Source organism: Cellvibrio zantedeschiae (assembly GCF_014652535.1).
Lineage (GTDB): Bacteria > Pseudomonadota > Gammaproteobacteria > Pseudomonadales > Cellvibrionaceae > Cellvibrio > Cellvibrio zantedeschiae.
Map to the genome: position 1 here is coordinate 669,448 of NZ_BMYZ01000002.1, position 17,300 is coordinate 686,747.

The 17,300-nt window shown below is 45.4% G+C and carries 13 protein-coding genes; 8 read left to right on the plus strand and 5 right to left on the minus strand.

The window, feature by feature from the left end; genetic code table 11:
* The first annotated feature begins 13 nt into the window (after positions 1 to 13).
* The gene (locus IE104_RS13800) at positions 14 to 1,462 is read left to right on the plus strand and encodes a tetratricopeptide repeat protein (RefSeq protein WP_189419502.1); all 1,449 of its coding nucleotides are present in this window, start codon (positions 14 to 16) and stop codon (positions 1,460 to 1,462) included.
* A gap of 73 nt (positions 1,463 to 1,535) precedes the next feature.
* On the opposite strand, the gene IE104_RS13805 is transcribed toward IE104_RS13800, so the two are convergent.
* The 4 genes from IE104_RS13805 to IE104_RS13820 form a co-directional block, all read right to left on the minus strand.
* A complete protein-coding gene (locus tag IE104_RS13805; RefSeq protein ID WP_189419504.1) occupies positions 1,536 to 3,629 on the minus strand; it encodes an EAL domain-containing protein in 2,094 nt (697 codons plus the stop codon).
* Positions 3,630 to 3,873: 244 nt separating this feature from the next.
* The gene (locus IE104_RS13810; RefSeq protein ID WP_189419506.1) at positions 3,874 to 5,715 is read right to left on the minus strand and encodes a cyclic-di-GMP receptor FimW-related protein; all 1,842 of its coding nucleotides are present in this window, start codon (positions 5,713 to 5,715) and stop codon (positions 3,874 to 3,876) included.
* A gap of 96 nt (positions 5,716 to 5,811) precedes the next feature.
* Entirely contained in the window at positions 5,812 to 6,504 is a 693-nt protein-coding gene (gene murU, locus IE104_RS13815) for an N-acetylmuramate alpha-1-phosphate uridylyltransferase MurU (protein WP_229837933.1), read from the minus strand.
* Positions 6,504 to 7,556, minus strand: a complete 1,053-nt coding sequence (locus IE104_RS13820) for an aminoglycoside phosphotransferase family protein (protein ID WP_189419508.1) — start codon at positions 7,554 to 7,556, stop codon at positions 6,504 to 6,506. Before IE104_RS13820 ends, murU begins: the two co-directional genes overlap by 1 nt.
* 237 nt (positions 7,557 to 7,793) lie before the next feature.
* Here IE104_RS13820 and IE104_RS13825 point away from each other — a divergent pair, with 237 nt between their 5' ends.
* The 7 genes from IE104_RS13825 (at position 7,794) to IE104_RS13855 (ending at position 15,880) form a co-directional block, all read left to right on the plus strand.
* On the plus strand, positions 7,794 to 10,388 hold the full coding sequence (locus tag IE104_RS13825; protein WP_189419509.1) for an LPS-assembly protein LptD: 2,595 nt from the start codon (positions 7,794 to 7,796) through the stop codon (positions 10,386 to 10,388).
* 19 nt (positions 10,389 to 10,407) lie between these two features.
* Positions 10,408 to 11,724 carry a peptidylprolyl isomerase gene (locus tag IE104_RS13830; RefSeq protein WP_189419511.1) on the plus strand — a complete coding sequence of 439 codons (1,317 nt, stop codon included), beginning with the start codon at positions 10,408 to 10,410 and terminating at the stop codon, positions 11,722 to 11,724.
* A gap of 150 nt (positions 11,725 to 11,874) precedes the next feature.
* On the plus strand, positions 11,875 to 12,876 hold the full coding sequence (gene pdxA / locus IE104_RS13835; protein ID WP_189419513.1) for a 4-hydroxythreonine-4-phosphate dehydrogenase PdxA: 1,002 nt from the start codon (positions 11,875 to 11,877) through the stop codon (positions 12,874 to 12,876).
* A gap of 14 nt (positions 12,877 to 12,890) precedes the next feature.
* Complete coding sequence (gene rsmA / locus IE104_RS13840) at positions 12,891 to 13,742, plus strand: 16S rRNA (adenine(1518)-N(6)/adenine(1519)-N(6))-dimethyltransferase RsmA (RefSeq protein ID WP_189419515.1); 852 nt, start codon at positions 12,891 to 12,893, stop codon at positions 13,740 to 13,742.
* A gap of 23 nt (positions 13,743 to 13,765) precedes the next feature.
* Positions 13,766 to 14,134 carry a Co2+/Mg2+ efflux facilitator ApaG/CorD gene (gene apaG / locus IE104_RS13845; protein ID WP_189419517.1) on the plus strand — a complete coding sequence of 123 codons (369 nt, stop codon included), beginning with the start codon at positions 13,766 to 13,768 and terminating at the stop codon, positions 14,132 to 14,134.
* A 67-nt stretch (positions 14,135 to 14,201) separates the two neighbouring features.
* On the plus strand, positions 14,202 to 15,014 hold the full coding sequence (locus tag IE104_RS13850; RefSeq protein ID WP_189419519.1) for a symmetrical bis(5'-nucleosyl)-tetraphosphatase: 813 nt from the start codon (positions 14,202 to 14,204) through the stop codon (positions 15,012 to 15,014).
* Positions 15,015 to 15,136: 122 nt separating this feature from the next.
* The gene (locus tag IE104_RS13855; protein ID WP_189419521.1) at positions 15,137 to 15,880 is read left to right on the plus strand and encodes a putative porin; all 744 of its coding nucleotides are present in this window, start codon (positions 15,137 to 15,139) and stop codon (positions 15,878 to 15,880) included.
* A 62-nt stretch (positions 15,881 to 15,942) separates the two neighbouring features.
* On the opposite strand, the gene IE104_RS13860 is transcribed toward IE104_RS13855, so the two are convergent.
* Positions 15,943 to 17,244, minus strand: coding sequence for a GGDEF domain-containing protein (locus IE104_RS13860; protein WP_189419523.1), 1,302 nt, complete (start codon positions 17,242 to 17,244; stop codon positions 15,943 to 15,945).
* Between the last annotated feature and the right edge of the window lie 56 nt (positions 17,245 to 17,300).

The window sequence follows — 17,300 nt, forward strand, 5'->3', positions numbered from 1 at the left end:
AAAGGAGCTTGCTATGAAAAAAATAATTACGCTTGTAATGCTTGGTTGTACTCTATTTTCGGGACTGGTGTTTGCGGCTGATCCAGATCCCAACACTTATGCTGATTCCCTACCTAATATTCCAAAAAATGCTCGGATAGCCATTTTGCCGATGGCTTCTGATTTTCAAGCTGTTCCACAAGAAATACCTATTATTCAAGAAGCTCTCATCAGCCAAATAAAAACCTTGGGTTTTACGCCGATTAAAGTAGTTCTCGATCCCGCATCAACTTCTAAAGAAGTTGTCCGGACATTTGCAATAAGTAACGAGGCTCATAAGGATATTCGTCCAGCTAAACAAGGTTTTTTAGCAAACTTAAAAAAACAAACTCCTTATGAAATTGCTTTCATTCCTGCGGTAATTTCACGCAAAGCAACCTTAACCAGGCAAATCGTCATTTGGGATAATGTGAGAGTTGGTTTGGTCGTAAAAGGGGGCGGTTATGGCGGTGATATGGAGTGGTCGGGCAGCAAAATGGCATTGAGTCTTGAGTTGGATGCTTATGATGCGGAAGGCAATTGGTTGTTTACTTCTTATGGTGGTATCAGTGTCCCCTATGTTGTGAATCTTGATAATTCCACTAACGAATTAAAGCCGCGTTTATTTGAAGCCGAAAGAGATCAAACCTATTTGCAAAAAGGGGTAGAAGCTGCACTTAAACCTTTAACGAAAAAACTAAAAGTTTCAAAAGATCTAATCGCAGCGGAGTCGATAAGTTCGACACCCACAGAGATTAATTTAAATGCAGAGCCTTCTGACGCGGCCATGCAGTTAAGAACGGCATTTAAATATGTTAAAGGCGATGGGGTAGCGCAAGATTATAAGCAGGCTATTCACTGGTTTACTAAAGCTGCTGAACAGGGAAATGTTATTGCTCAAACCAGCTTGGGTTATATATACCAAAAAGGTGAAGGTGTACCTCAGGATTTTAACCAAGCTATCCAGTGGTATACGAAAGCAGCAGAGCAGGGAAGTGTTGATGCGCAGCGCAATCTGGGGATTATGTATTTTAATCCAGAGGGGACACCTAGAGATTACCAGAAGGCCAAGCTTTTTTTCACCAAGGCCGCAGAACAAGGTGATCTTTCAGCCCAACATAATTTGGGTATCATGAGTGAGCGTGGCAATGGAGCCGCAGTGCCTAAAGATCTTAAGCAAGCTTTTTCTTTATATAGCAAAGTTGCAAACCAAGGTTTTGCTCCTGCGCAATTTTCTTTGGGGCGTATGTATGTTAAGGGTGAAGGCGCACCGCAAGACTATAAGCAAGGCTATATTTGGTTCGCATTGGCTGCTACAAATGGTATGAATTCAAGTGCTCGAGATGCGGCAGCTGCCCAATTAACTCCTCAGGTTTTGGAGCAAGCACAACGGGAAGCTAAAGCTCTTTTTGAAAAGATTGAAGCAAGCAAACCTAAAAAATAGATTATCGTATGAGCAAAAAAGGCCGCCTGGATACACCAAGGCGGCCTTTTTTTATTAAAGGTTTTTTAAAAAATTAAGACTCCATATTGAAATCGTAATTCAAACCTTGTGTAGGTTCTTGCAAATAATGACCTTGGATATAGTGTGCACCGGCCTGCCACAGGGTTGAAAGTACGCTGGCGTTTTCTACGAAGGGGACTATGGTCACTTTATTTTCGGCGTGCAGTTTTTCGATCAGTTCGATTAAAGCAGCAGAGCTTTCATTTTTGTGTTGAATATCGCTGGTGAAGGAACCGTCTATTTTAATCATGCCGGCTGATACATGTTTAAGTGCATTAAATGGGTTTAAAGAGCAGCCAAAATTGGTGATCGACAATTGAGTTTTCATCTTTTCCAAACCATCTGCAAAGCTCTTGGCTGCGTTTAAATGATTTGTCACGTCAACTTCGTTAGCTTGGAAGGTAATGGTTTCAGCTGCTAATTTTGCTGCTTTAAAGGCTACCGCAAGCCAGGGTAATAAGGTTTCATCGCACAGTGACTGACGCCCCAAATTCACAATCAATTTGGTTTTGTTGCCTTTACTGCGATGTTGCGACAGCATTTTGATGGATTCCAAAATTACCCAGCGATCAATCTTAATACTGAGGTTAATTTTATTGGCAGCTTCCAAAAAGTCATCCGGTTCTATTTCTACACCCGCATCATTAATCATGCGTAAATAAACTTCGTAGTACTCTTCTTCCGAGCCACGCAAGCTAATAATAGGCTGGAACAATAAACGGAATCTGTCGTTGTCGAGTGCATGTTGAATTTCTGCTGCTATATCGCGTACTGCATCGGTGACGGCAACTTCGGGTTCGAACAAGCTGGCATTGTTGCCTTGTGCTGCGCCCACTTTTTCCATTGCGGAACGTGCTTGTTCAATCACGGTGCTGGCATTGGTTGAGGTTTCATTAATAATGGAAACACCGATACTACATGTCAGCTGAATTGTTTTTCCGTCGACTTCAATAATATGTTGCTCGATAGTTTTGCACAGTTGGACTGCGCGGTTTACTGCAGCGTCGGCTTTAATGTTGGGAATGAGCAAGGTGAAAGTGCTGTCACCAAAGCGTGCGAGTATGTCAGTGGTGCTGCTTTTTTCACGCAAGACAGTAGATATGTCGCCCAGCACCAAATCTGAACCTGCAACACCATAGGCCGATGAAACACGTTCGTTAAATTTATCCAGCTCGATATAAAGCAAACTCAAGGACTGTTGGTCGCCAATATGATCAATCGTGTGTTCCAGGGTTTGAATCATGTGCTGGCGATTGTAGAGGCCAGTTACCAGATCTTGCGATTTAATTTGATCAATTTGCGCTTGTAGCTCTTCACTATTTGACGAAGCTTCATTACGTGTAGCGCGCGCTAAAAATTGAATGCAGGGTTCTTCATCGTAAGTAACGTGGGAAACTTCCAAATTAATTGCAGTGGGTGTTCCGTCTTGCATAACGCCGCCAAACGCGAGTTGGCTGGAGCCCACATCTTCACCTTTGAGTGAAAATTCTTTCAGGAAGTTTTTGAGTTTATTTTGCTCGTTGTCGGCCACCATATCCATGATGGGAAGCGCTTCAATTTCATCGCGATTTTCAAAGCCGAACAGCTCTGCAAAAGATTCGTTTGCGTAGAGATAAAGTCCGTCTTGAACGTAGGCGATAGCATCGCGCGATGAATCCAGTAATTGTTGGCTGCGGCGTTCTGCTTCGCGAAAGCGGCGGTCTGCCGCACGGCGCGCCTGGCGATCCATGCGGTTGGTCATTTCGCGCTGGATAACCATCAACAAATGCTGGTCGTCATCCAGATTCACCACATCTACCGCACCCATTTTCATGCCTTCAACTTGGGCGAAAGGTTCTTCATCTTCATGCAGCAAAATAACCGGAACGTCTTTGTTCAGGCGGCGGATATGTTTGAGCGCAATTTGTGGCGTTGGGTTGGTGGTGTTGTCGTTGCCAATCAACAGGTCCCAGGTTTGTTCCTGTAATAATTTAACCAGCGCTTCTTCGCTATCGACATGTTGCGCACGGCTAGGGCGACCAGCGTTGTGCAGCATACTAATTAGCCGCTCTGCTTCCGTGCGAGAGTTGTTGAGAATGATAAGGCGAATGGTGTCTATGGATGTCATATTATGCTTTCTGCGTCGATCCTTTTAACCGCTAATGGCGGTATCTATTAACCGTTGGGTGCAGCATCTGCGCCAAATGTCGGTAATGAGTTGCGGTGAGGATTCCTGACCTTTCTCAAATTATGAAGCTATCTTACTTAAATCTGATATTTGCTCAAGCCGGGCGTTGATTTATGCGACCCAGTTAACTTTGCAAAAGTTTTTTGGTGGTTATCGCCAAGTTTTCCAATGTGCGCGCTGTTTGTTATGAATCCCAAATTGAATCGAAATCATCTTTTTTAACGGTTTCTTTAGGCTTGGTTGTCATGAGCTCACGATAAGTGAATTGGCTAAAAGAACCGGTAGCAAATAAACGGCGAGTAAGCTGGATACTATTTTGTTCACCCGTCGATTCATTATTTTTTCGTTGATAGATGCGTGCTTTGGCATATTCTCGAAACGAAACTGCATTGGTGATCAGGGTGGCCGGTTGGTTGATGGCTTTTAGTGCCGGAATCTCCAGTGCGCGCAAAAACTCTGAAGAATCACCGGTTTTGTGAATAATTGCCAAGCCGACAGGCGTAGCGTGCGCTGATAAAATTTGAATCCCCAATTGTGTTGCGCCCTTAGTCTGGTTTGCCCAGCGCACAACGCCGAGGCTCCAGCGATTGCGCGCAGGATCGCGCAGGCCCAGGAGTTCGCCAGCTTTCACTTGGTTGGGGATTTCGTTGCGCCATTCAATGCAGTAGCCGCCCGGGCTGCTATCAATCAGCGGTACGTGATAAACCGGGTGAGCATCTTTAAATGCGGTTTGCTCGCGCTTTTTAATTGCAAATTCAATGCTGTCTGTAGCAACAGTTTTGCCAGCAAGTGAGGTGCCTTTAATATCAAAGGCGCTGTCCCATGGATCTTCGGTTGTCTTGTTTTTTTCACCGTCTTTTAATTTCACACCGCGCTTTTGGAAAATAGAACCCAGGCTATCCATTGATTGAACGCCGCCCGTTGTTCTGTTTAAAAAGTGTGTGAAAATCGTCTCACCGGCAAGGTGGTAATGGATGTTTGTTAAACCTACAGCAACATCGAGCGCGCCCTGGCTTTGTTGTCGCTCAAAGTTACGTTGCGCGAGTAAATTCCATGCCTGAATTAAATGTAATGTTAAGGCAGAGGTTAAATGTAGCTCGTTGCGTAAGCCGGAACCTTCAGCTGATTCGCTGTTTGCAGATGTGTTTATTTCGGTTAGTTTTCTGCAAATTTGCGAGGTATTTAATTCCAACAACAGAGTGTCATCGTCGGCAGAAAAGCGTGAACGGTAAAGCGGAGGGCGGTTTGAATTAATCGCCACAGCAAATAAATTATCGTGATTGCCGGCTTGGCTATCTTGCAATTCTGCTAGCGCGCTCAAGTTGTTCAAGGCTTCAAATGTGGAGGCAATTTCTTCCTGTCGCAATTGATTCGGGCGCGAGCACGCAAGCAATAACGCACGCACATAGGCAAGTGTAATAGTGCGGCAATGTTGTAAATGCGCGTAATCATCTACAACCAGGTTTTCAGTAATGCCCAAATGCATGGCAATTTGATAAAGCGAATGCAGCTCTGTCCAAAGTTGGCCGGAAATAGGAACGTAGAGTTGGTAATACCTGAGCAGCAAGAGGCTTAAGCCAGTAATGGCTCTGTGAATGGCGAGCTCTAACAATTCAGTATTGGGCGTGGGTTGGTTGCACAAATCACGAATAGCAACAAGATAGCCGTTGATCATGTGTTTTTGCAGCGCTTGCGCAATGGTGGCGGTTTTAACGGCTGGGTCCGGCAGTATCAGAGGTTGATTGAGAAAGCTTTGAGTCAGGCCTTCAATCGACTGCAACGTAGGGCTACGCAAAATTTCTAAAATTTGGATACGGTTAGCCGGTGTTGTTTGATAACGACCTACATCGGGCAAGGCTTGATACAACAATCCACTGACAAACTGCACCTGAGTAAGCGGAAGTGATCTAACCCAGGCTTTTACACTGGTTTCCCTGCTGCCATCGCAAAAGCTTAACTGCGCCAAATCCTGCACGGGCACATTTAATTGCTCCAACAGCTGTTTGATGGGTTGCAGTTCTGTCATTGCCACTCAACGATCACTTAAATTAGCTACAAGGTTGTTATTACACTATAGCCCAATTATTTAGTTTGGCTTAGCTTTGTGATCTAAGATCTTGTGTTAATTATTGTTTTTTAGCTCACTGTCTAATAATGCCAGCCGTTCAGGCGTACCCACATCGCTCCACTTGCCCCGATAAATCTCTGCGCTGATTTGGCTTTGTGCAATTCCCGCGCGTAAAACTTCCCCCAGCGGAAACTTCACCCGTTTGTTTGGATAGTCCCTGATCAGGCGGGGATGAATCAGGCTAATGCCTGCAAAGGTGTATTTTTCAAGTTGCGGGTTATCTTCCAGCCTGCCACTTGGGTTAGGTGAAAAGTCCCCGGCAGGGTGGAACTCGGGATTGGGAACCAGCACCAGGTGGGCGAGCGTATCTGCATCCAAGTCGCGTGTGGCGAGGGTGCCTAAGGGATAATCCGTCCATACATCGCCATTAATCAGTAGGAAAGGCTCATCTCCTAACAAGTGCAGGGCATTGAGCAAAGCTCCTGCTGTCTCTAGTGGCTCAGGCTCTTCTGAATATTTAACGGACAAACCAAAACTTTCTCCCGAGCCAACAAAAGCGCGAATCTTTTCACCCAGATAAGCGAGGTTGATTATTACCTCGTTTACACCGGCGTTAGCCAAAGCTTCCAGATGATATTGCAGAAGCGGTTTCCCGCCTGCGGCAAGCATGGGTTTGGGTAAGTTATCTGTTAGCGGGCGCATACGTTGGCCAAGCCCTGCGGCCAAAATCATGGCTTTAGGGGTCATTAGTTGTCACCCGCGTGGCTGTAGCCGCTGTACCAAGATTGCTGTTCTGCCAAAGGGAGTAAGTTGGCGCTAAACCAATCTGCAAAAGGCTCAAGTTCTGGATAGCTATTAGCGATATCGAGGGTGTAGCGAATCACCAAGGGCAAATCCTTGAGGTAATGGGGCTTGTTATCGCGCAGGTTGAGGCGGGCGAAAATCCCCAAGACTTTGATATGACGTTGCAGTCCTAACCAATCAAACCAACGCAAATATTGGGCTTCATCAATAGAATCGTCCAACAGCTGCGCGTTGATAGCTGCCTCTCGATACTCCAGGGCAAGTCCTTTCACAAGCGCGGCAGGCCAGCTGATATAACAATCGCGCAGTAGCGATACCAAGTCGTAAGTGCAACCGCCCCAAAGCGCGCCCTGGAAATCTATAACGCCAAGGGTGCCGTCAGCGCGAATGATTAAGTTCCGTGAATGGAAATCGCGATGTACCAGAGTTTGCGGTTGCTCCAAAGCCGCGTTTTCAAGCCTTGAAAAGAGGCTGTTTAATAACTCCAGCTCAGCCGGATTGAGTTGATAGCCAAGAAGCTTTTCCACGAACCACTCGCTAAAAATTTCCAGCTCCCGTCGCAAAAGCGCCCGGTCATAGCGGGGTATAAGCGTGGTTTGATCAGGACAAGCTTGCAAACTCAACAAGCTTTTAAAGGTTTGGCGATAAAGTTGTGCTGCGGTGCCGGGCGTAAGTTGGCGATGCAAAAGTTCATCACCAAAATCTTCCACTAAAAGAAAGCCTTGGGCATCGTCGGCTGCCAGAATCTTGGGGGTGTGAACCTTGTGCTCGCTCAGGTAGCGTGCCAAGGCTACAAACTGGCGGCTATCTTCGGTTTGCGGAGGAGCATCAACCGCCAGCCATTGTGATGGTGTTTGAAAACGAAAGTAGCGGCGAAAGCCTGCATCGCTGGCAATGGATTTAAGCTGGATTGATTCAGGTGCGCATTTGAGTGCTTGTGCTACCCACAAGCTCAATTGTTGTTCGCGCTCTTGGGGCGTAGGGGCCGTGGGCATGGTAGCTCCGCTTGTAATAGGGATAATATTTTCTGTTGGGCGGATTCTACTCCAGCTACAAGCTTGGCGGCTAAACCTGATGTTAAAAACTATTGCGGATTGTTTTGGGCATAATCAGGGTGAATTCATTCCATGCCACGCTTGATTGCAGTAGAATCGCGGCAATTTTTTGTGTGATCTTCAGCATCTAGGGTGCTGCGATACTAAATTAGATCCTCTCCCACGAGACAGTGTTTGATGGCTTTAGCCCCAGGATTTCCCTTAAAGCAGATGGTAATAGGTTTGCGCGCTGCAGGTTTTGCAGTAGCCGTACCTGTTTTTCTATGCGCAACTCCTGTGTTTGCCGCTGATTCTGCCAGTGCTCGCCTAACCAAAGAGTTTGAAGATAGCCGCCATTTAGATTGGGTGCCGGTTGAAAAACTCACCGAGGCTCAAAAACAAACTCTACCCAATGAATGCTGCAAAGGTGCCTATGTGGCCCCCGAGCGAACAGATACTGAAGCTAATCTGCAGCCGGAAGACGCCCCCGTGCGTGCGCACTCCGATGAAGAAATTAGCGAGCGCCAAACCCGCCTTGAGTTTCGTGGAAATGTTTCTATCACCCAGGGTAATCGCTCCATTACCACGGACAGTGCGTCTTACGACAAAGAAAGCAAACAGGCGAAGTTAACCGGCAGTATCCAGGTGCGCGATCCAGAAGTTATGGTCCGTGCAGACGTGGCCGAGGTTAATCTTGATTCTGGCGATGCGCATTTTGACAATGCCCGATTCGTACTTTACGAAACACGTGTTCACGGTGTGGCCCAGCATTTGCGGCGTTTTGGCGATAACGTCATCAACCTTGAGCAAAGCATGATCAGCAGCTGTGAGCCGGGCGATAACGCCTGGTCGATTCGCGGCTCTGAAATCTCACTGCATCCGGATGAACATTACGGCACTGCCGAAAACATGCGCTTGAATATCAAAAATATTCCCGTGCTTTATGTTCCCTATATTCGTTTTCCGGTTGGTGAGGAGCGCCTCACCGGGTTCCTCACACCTACGCCGGGTTACAGCAGCCGCAATGGCTTTGAGCTTTCGGTTCCGTTTTATTGGAACATAGCGCCAAGCACAGACGCGACCCTCACTGCGCACTACATGTCCAGCCGGGGTTACATGCTGGAACCTGAACTGCGCAATTTGACGTCTTATTTTGAAACCAAGCTGAGCGGTAGTTTCATTAATAACGACCACGGTGGCTACAGCAGTTTTGCGGAAAGCCAGATTGCTGCTGGGGTTCCAGAAGAAGTTGCGTACCCGTATCGTGGTCATGACCGCTGGTTTGCCAAACTTGAACAGGATGGCGGTAAAGGGCGCGATTGGTCTACAACGATTAACTATTCGGACTTGAGCGATAAAGATTATCTACGTGATATGTACAGCGGTTCAGTTGAATCAAATCGCCAGGCTTACATTCGCCAAATGGTGTCGGCGGATTATCGTTCCGAGCATTGGTTTAGTGGAATAAAAGTGGATGAATACCGTCTCTTGACCACTACGCAATTGCCTTACCGTGAATTGCCACGGATTCATGTGGACGGCAATTATCAAATTAATGACTGGGTGCTACAGCTTAATAATGAGTACGTGAATTTCGTGCAAAACCGTTATTTCGCCAGCTCATTTGATAAGCGGGAAACCTATGAAAATGCCCTCGCAAACACAATTTACGGTGACCGTATCAATACGGACTACAGTCTCACTTGGGATAAATCTTATTCCTGGGGGTTCGTAAAACCGAGGATTGGTGTTAAAGGTTTGGCCTACAAATTAGACGATAGAAGTTTAGTGGCAGGTACAGATGACTCGCCGAGCTTTGTTACGCCCCAGGCAAGTGTTGATGCCGGGCTTTATTTTGAGCGCGATGCCAATGTCTTTGGCGGAAACTATTTGCAAACGCTGGAGCCGCGCGCTTTTTATTTTTACAGCGCTTACCAAAATCAGGATTCGCTTTACAAACTTACGCCCAATAATAGTTTCGTAAATTTTGATTTGGGCGATTTAACCTTCAACTACAACCAACTATTCCGTACCACGCGTTTTGCGGGTGGTGATCGTTTGGATGACGCCAATCAGTTATCGCTGGCTGTTTCTACGGCTTTCTCGTCGCAAGATACGGGCGCCGAGCGGTTGCGTATGAGCATCGGCCAGATTTTTTACGGCCGTGATCGCAAGATCATGATTTACGATAAAGACACAGCTACACCCTCCGTGCTGGAAGAAAACCGTCGCGGCACATCCAATTGGGCTGCGCAGGTAAGTGGCCAAGTGAGTTCGCGTTTCCATGTGAGTGGGGACGCTGCCTACGATCAGCGCAACAACAAGCTGGATAGCGCCAACGTGGGTCTCCACTATATGGATGACTCTTACCGCATTGCCAACATTACTTACCGCTATACCTTGAAGCCGGTACTTTCCAGTCCATCACAACCCGTACCTGTGGTTGTGCAGTCTATTAATCAATTGGATACGTCGATAATTCTGCCGATTAACAGTCGTTGGAGTATTATCGCGCGAAATAACCACGATTTTACCCATGGCGTGGAACTAGATACTTACGCCGGGCTCGAATACAACGATTGCTGCTACCGGGTTAGGGTGCTAGGGCGCCGCTGGTTGCGGGTTGACTACACCACGCCGGACTTCCTGGCGAACCTGACCAACAAAGACTTTGAACCCGGCATTATGGTTGAATTGGAGCTTAAAGGTTTGGGTAGTATGGATCGACAAATCAGCAACCTGCTGGAACGCACCGTGAAAGGTTTTAAGGATCGCGAGAAAAATTTACGCTAGCTAACAAGTGAAGACATTTATGCAAATTAGATTAACTAAAAAATATTGTAGCCTTTTTATCACTGCGCTTTTGCTGGTAGCTCCGCAGGTGATAGTTCCGCAAGCAATGGCTGCTAAATCTGTTGGGTTGGATCGTGTAGTCGCGATTGTCGATGAAGATGTTGTATTGGAAAGTGAATTGAATGATCGCTTGCAAGCGGTTTTGTCGCGCTTGAAAGGTCAATACAGCCAACTTCCTGAAGAAGATGTTTTGCGTAAACAAGTGTTAGAGCAATTAATTGTTGAACGTATTGAATTAGGTTTGGCAAAGCGCTACGAAATTAAAGTGGAAGAGGATGAAGTCGATCAAGCAATTGATCGTATACGTGAAAAAAATAAAATGACCAAGGAAGAATTGGCGGTGGATTTAAGACGCCAGGGCTTATCGCTCGCCGGTTTACGTACACAAATTCGCAATGAATTGACTATCAATCATTTGCAGCAAGGTGTAGTAAGCAGCCGTATTAAAGTTTCTCCACAAGAAATCGATAATTTCCTTGCCTCTAGCGACGGCAAATTTGCGACTTCTCCGGATTATCACATTGGCCATATTTTAATTGCTGTTCCCGGCTCTGCTGATGCAGATACCATTGCTGCCGCTGAGAAAAAAGCCAAAGACATTCACCAAAAGTTACAAGCTGGCGCTGACTTTGCGCAGATGGCAATTGCCAACTCCAACGATCAAGCCGCATTACAAGGTGGCGATATTGGCTGGCGTAAACTGGCACAATTGCCTGAACTGTTTGGCAACCAATTGGCCGGTTTGAAAACCGGTGATGTAACGGCGCCTTTCCGCAGTGGTGCGGGTTTTCACATTCTTAAAAATATCGAGCAGCGCGGTGGTGGCCAACAATTAATTGAGCAGACTCACGCTCGCCATATTTTGATTAAAACCTCGGAAATTATGGATGACAACCAGGCGCGCGAAAAATTATTGGTGTTGAAGGATAAAATTGAGAAGGGTGAAGATTTCGCGAAATTAGCGAAGCAGAACTCTGAGGATACAGGCTCAGTTCTGAGCGGTGGTGATTTGGGCTGGTCGACTCCTGGTATGTTCGTAGCAGCATTTGAAGAAGCCCTGGCGAACACACCTCTTGGCAAAATAAGCCGCCCATTCAAAAGTCAATTTGGCTGGCATATTTTGCAAGTGCTTGAACGCCGCAAAGAAGATATGAGCGAACAAATGAAGCGCAATCAGGCGCAAAATGTCATTCGGTCGCGTCGTTTTGATGAAGAATTCCAATTGTGGTTAACGCAAATTCGCGAAGAAGCCTTTGTCGAAATTAAACAGAAGTAATACATAATAATTAAAACGCGGCGAAACAAGTTTTTATTAACGGACTCTGGTTTGTTAAATGAATAACTTTGTTGAAGCCGCGTTTTGATTTTATGGCCCCATAGATAACCCAATAAAATTGATCCAACGTATAACTGAATGGATAAACGAATGGATAAATGTTTTCGCATAGCGGTAACTCCCGGTGAGCCCGCTGGCATAGGTCCGGATTTAATCGTTACGCTGGCGCAAGAAGCGCAAGCACACGAAATTGTTGCTATTGCTGATCCTGATTTATTAGCCGCGCGCGCGCAGCAGTTGGGGCTATCTTTGCAAATTCGCATCGTAAATCCTGCGGATACTCCCAAGTCTTCTGCCGCAGGTGAGCTTGCCGTGTTGCCCGTGGCTTTGGCCGCTGAAGTGAAAGCTGGCGAATTAAATGTGCGCAACGCAGCTTATATTTTAAATACGTTGGATGTTGCGATTAATGGTTGTGTGTCAGGCGAATTCGCAGCGCTGGTGACCGGGCCGGTCCACAAAAGTGTGATCAATGATGCAGGCATAACCTTCAGTGGCCACACTGAATATCTCGCTGATAAAACCGCTACTGAAAAAGTGGTGATGATGCTGGCTACCAAAGGTTTGCGCGTGGCACTGGCCACAACCCATTTGCCATTGAAAGATGTAGCAGCTGCAATTAACGAAAAAGAATTGATGCAAGTGATCCGTATTTTGCAGCGCGACTTGCAACAACAATTTGGAATTGCTGAACCCCGAATCTATGTATGCGGTTTAAATCCTCATGCAGGTGAGGGCGGTCATCTCGGCCGTGAAGAGATTGAAATTATTGAGCCAACGCTGGATAAACTTCGTGCGGAGGGAATCAATTTAATTGGCCCGCTGCCAGCAGATACTTTATTCACGCCCAAATATCTGGATCATGCTGACGCAGTATTAGCCATGTATCACGACCAGGGCTTGCCGGTGTTGAAGTACAAAGGTTTTGGTCAGGCGGTGAATGTGACTTTGGGCTTGCCGATTATTCGTACCTCGGTAGATCACGGAACCGCATTGGATTTAGCCGCAACAGGTAAAGCAGATTTGGGTAGCTTACGCACCGCATTAAGTTATGCATTGGATATGGTAGAAGCGCGTCAACGGGCGCAAAAATAATTTAGGCTGTAAGCATGAACAAAAAAAATTCCGGTGACAAACATTCCAATAGCCAAGGCGAGCACAAAGCGCGTAAACGTTTTGGCCAAAACTTTTTAATTGATCACGGCATCATTCGCGACATAGTGCGCGCTGTGCATCCGCATAAAGATGATTTGATTGTAGAGATTGGCCCAGGTAAGGGTGCTATAACCCAATTGTTAGCAGACAGCTGCGATAATCTCAGTGTTATTGAGTTGGACCGCGATTTGGTGCCCTGGTTAAAAGTTAAATTTGAAAAGCATCCAAACTTCCAACTGTATCAAGCGGACGCTTTGCAATTTGATTTTGCTCAGTTAATTAAAAATGATCAGCCTTTGCGTATTGTAGGTAATTTACCTTACAACATTTCAACGCCTTTGATTTTTCATTTGTTGAGCTATTCCACACAAGTTCGCGATATGCACTTTATGCTGCAAAAGGAAGTGGTAAAGCGCATGGCCGCCCATGCGGGTGATAGCGCTTACGGTCGATTGGGAATCATGGTGCAATATTATTGTGAGGTGGAAAATTTATTTGAAGTTCCACCAACTTCATTTGATCCAGCGCCGAAAGTGGATTCTGCCATTGTGCGTTTGGTGCCCTACAAAGACTTGCCACACAAAGCGACCAATATTAAAACCCTTGAAAATTTGGTTAACGTTGCTTTTCAGCAGCGCCGTAAAACCTTACGCAATGCGTTAAAACAATTACTTGCGCCAGATGTTATTGAACAGTTACCAATTGATACCTCTGCACGCGCGGAAGAAATTAGTTTGGCTGACTATGTTGCTACCAGTAATCTATTGGATAGCTTAGCCAGCTCACAGACCCAGGCATCCAGTTGATCAAGCATTCAGTTGATAGAGATATGGCCAATAAAATTAACGTCAGTGTAAAAACAACCTACATGGCTGACCAAACCTTACCCAGGCAGCGCTATGTATATTCTTATACAATCACTATCGCAAACCAGGGTGACGAGGCCGCACAATTAATTAGTCGCCACTGGTATATTCGTGATGCAAAAGATAACTTGCAGGAAGTGCAAGGCGTAGGTGTTATAGGCGAACAACCCCACATCACGCCAGGTAGTAGCTACACTTATACCAGCGGTGTGGTGCTTGAAACTGAAACAGGCATAATGGAAGGAACATATCAAATGCGTGCAGATAGCGGCGAAACTTTCGATGCGCAAATTCCAACTTTTGCCCTAGTGCCGCCGCACGCAATACATTAAGAGTGCTCCCGCACGCTATTCATTGAAGGTGCCTTTGCACCTAATTTATTAAAGGGTTTCTTCCCCTATGGCGACCTATGCAATTGGTGATATTCAAGGATGCTACGAATCGCTCCAATGCCTGTTGGAAAAAATTGCATTTAATCCCGAATTGGATAAATTGTGGCTGGTGGGCGATTTAATTAATCGCGGCCCCGATTCTTTAGCAACACTGCGTTTTTTATATTCCATTCGCCACTCCGTCGAATTTGTTTTAGGTAATCACGATTTGCATTTTATTGCTGTTGCCTATGGGCTTCGCAAAAAAGGCCAGAGCGATACGCTTGATTCCTTATTAAATGCGTCTGATCGCCAACAACTTATCGATTGGCTTATTCAAGGAAAATTATTGCATACCGATGAGAATCTCGGGTTTACCATGGTGCATGCTGGTATTCCTCCTATGTGGAATTTGCATCAGGCACAAGCGCATGCGCGCGAAGTGGAAGCAATTTTACAAAGCCGCTACTGCAAAGATTTTTTAAGTAGTATGTACGGTAACCAACCAAACCGCTGGAAAAATAAATTAATTGGTATGGAGCGTTTGCGTTTAATCACTAATTATTTTACGCGTATGCGTTTTTGTTCCGAAGATGGTGAACTGGAATTTGAAACCAAAGAAAATATGGCTGCTGCACCTCTAGGCTTTGCGCCCTGGTTTTCTTTTTCGCAGCGAAAAACAGCAAACGATAAAATTTTATTTGGCCATTGGGCTGCTCTTGAAGGAAAAGCAAATACCCCCAATATCTATGCTTTGGACACGGGTTGTGTTTGGGGTGGGTCACTTTCTGCACTACGTTTGGAGGATCAGCAATTATTCAGTTGTTTTTGTGATGCGTAACTCCTCAATACAAACCACCATTCATTTTTGATTCAGTTAAAGCTGCTAATCTCCCTTCGCATCCAAACCCCATAACTCACCAATGGGTTTGGTTAACTAATTTGTTTTTTAAGGAATTATCTATGAAATTAAAATTAATTTTTGGTGCTCTTGTGCTCGCAACGTCGGGTTTTTCTATTGCAGATGCATATCAAGCAGAAGTGGGCGCAAATGCATCACGTTGGGATTTGGATGGAATTAACAGCAGTATAAATAGCTATCAAGTTGACGGAAAATATTATTTTAACCAGGTGAAAACCGACAACTTACCTTTGGCTGAAGCCGCATATCTTGGAAAAAACAGTAACGCTTTTTTATCGCTAGCGCGCGACTATGGGCATGGCTTTGTCTCAGACAGCAAAAATTATTCTGGTGGTGTTGAGGTATATATTCCTGAGAATTTCCTCTATGTCAGAGTAGAAGGTATTCACGAGCGTTATGATGGTAGTTCTGATACGAGTGCACTTACCACGGTGGGTCTAACACCTTTTGATGGGTTGCGTTTGACGACAAGCTGGAATAGTGACGAAAGTTACCACGCTAATCTGGATGCAAAATACGTTACTGCCCTGGCAAATGGCCAGTACATTAATGTGGAAGCCAGTGTGGCAGACACCGAGTGGGGTACTTATAAAGCTATTGGCGGTGATTATTATTTTGATAGAACATTTAGCGTGGGCGCTGAAATCAGTGATGAAGACCTTACCGGCACCAGTTATCTGGTACGTACCCGCAAATTTTTCAGCGAACAATTTAGCGGTGATTTAACCTACGCTGATAACGATTATGGAAATGTCGTTGCACTAGGTGTTAATTTCAGATTTTAATCGTTGAAAATTGTTCGATAAAAAAGCCAGCGTATTTGCTGGCTTTTTTATTAGGAAGTTTTCTACAAATATTCGGCGGCAACAACTCTATTTCGCCCATCATGTTTTGCTTGGTATAAGGCTTTATCCGCATTGCTAAACAATTGTTCCAGTGTTTCATTCGCGTTTAACGTAGCCACGCCAAAACTGGCTGTCACACGTACCTTGTCATTGAATGCGTAGGACGCAATTAGCTCACGGGTTTTTTCAGCGATTAGACTGGCCTGCTCAATTTTAGTGTTTCGGCATACCAATACAAACTCTTCTCCACCCCAGCGAGCAAACAGATCATTGCTGCGAATATGTTCTTTCACAATATTCGATAAGGTTGATAAAACGTGGTCGCCCACAGCATGCCCGTGTTCGTCGTTAATCTTTTTAAAATGATCTATGTCGATCAAAATGAGTGATAGGGGTTTTTTCTGACCGCGCCATTCCCACAGGCCAATACGTATAGCTTCTTCAATACCTTCACGATTAAACGCACCTGTCAACGAATCGGTTTTCGTTTTTTCTTCTAACTGTTTACTGCGTAAATCCAGCAGGGAATTAATTTCCAGTAGCTCCGCTTCGCGTTTCTTTTGTGAGTGCACCTGGCTGGTGAGCGAGGTAATACGGTAGGCGAGGAACACTACAATCACGCCCAGCCAAGCCAACATAATCATGAGATACCACTTTTCAGTGGTGAGCCTTTGGCCAACTAACTCTACTTTTTTCAAATGGAAATTGTGTTCACCTAAAGGATCTTTAGAGCCGGTTTGAACTTCAAACAAAATAATATTGTCGAACTGTGGATGCCGTAATTGCGGTGGAATGTTGTATTCAACCAGCCACCAGTCCGCTACAAAAAAATCTTTTAATGAAAACTCCAGAAATTGATCCTTCAGCAAATCTGTCGAAAATTCGAGTTGGTTATATTTTGTGCTTGGCTCAATGTCAGGCGAGCTATAGAGAGGGTCGAAGTTACGCAAATAAAGGCGCAGGGTCTTGTTGGGGCCTTTGTAATCGAGCCATATGCGAATTTTGTTGTAATGGCTTAAGTCCACGCCGTGTTCGCGTTTGGGATCAAAGAAAATTTCGAAGCCGCAATAGGGGTAAGTAAATTTGTCCCTGAGTGTGCAGCGCCATTCGAAGTTTTGGGGATTAATCATTTCCGCCTGGCTGTTTCCACCGCTGCGTTTATCGTCATAAACTTCGAGGAAATAGCCGCTTTGCGGGGTGATGACCATGCTGGCCTGAAGGATTTTTTGTTCGGCAATGATCGCAATTACGGTCAACAATACCAACGAAATCAGTATTATTTCTAAGCGCCATTTCTCGAGCATTTTTAAGCCTTTGGATTATCTCGTATTGCTAAATACTAGTTAAAAGCTCTGAAAAT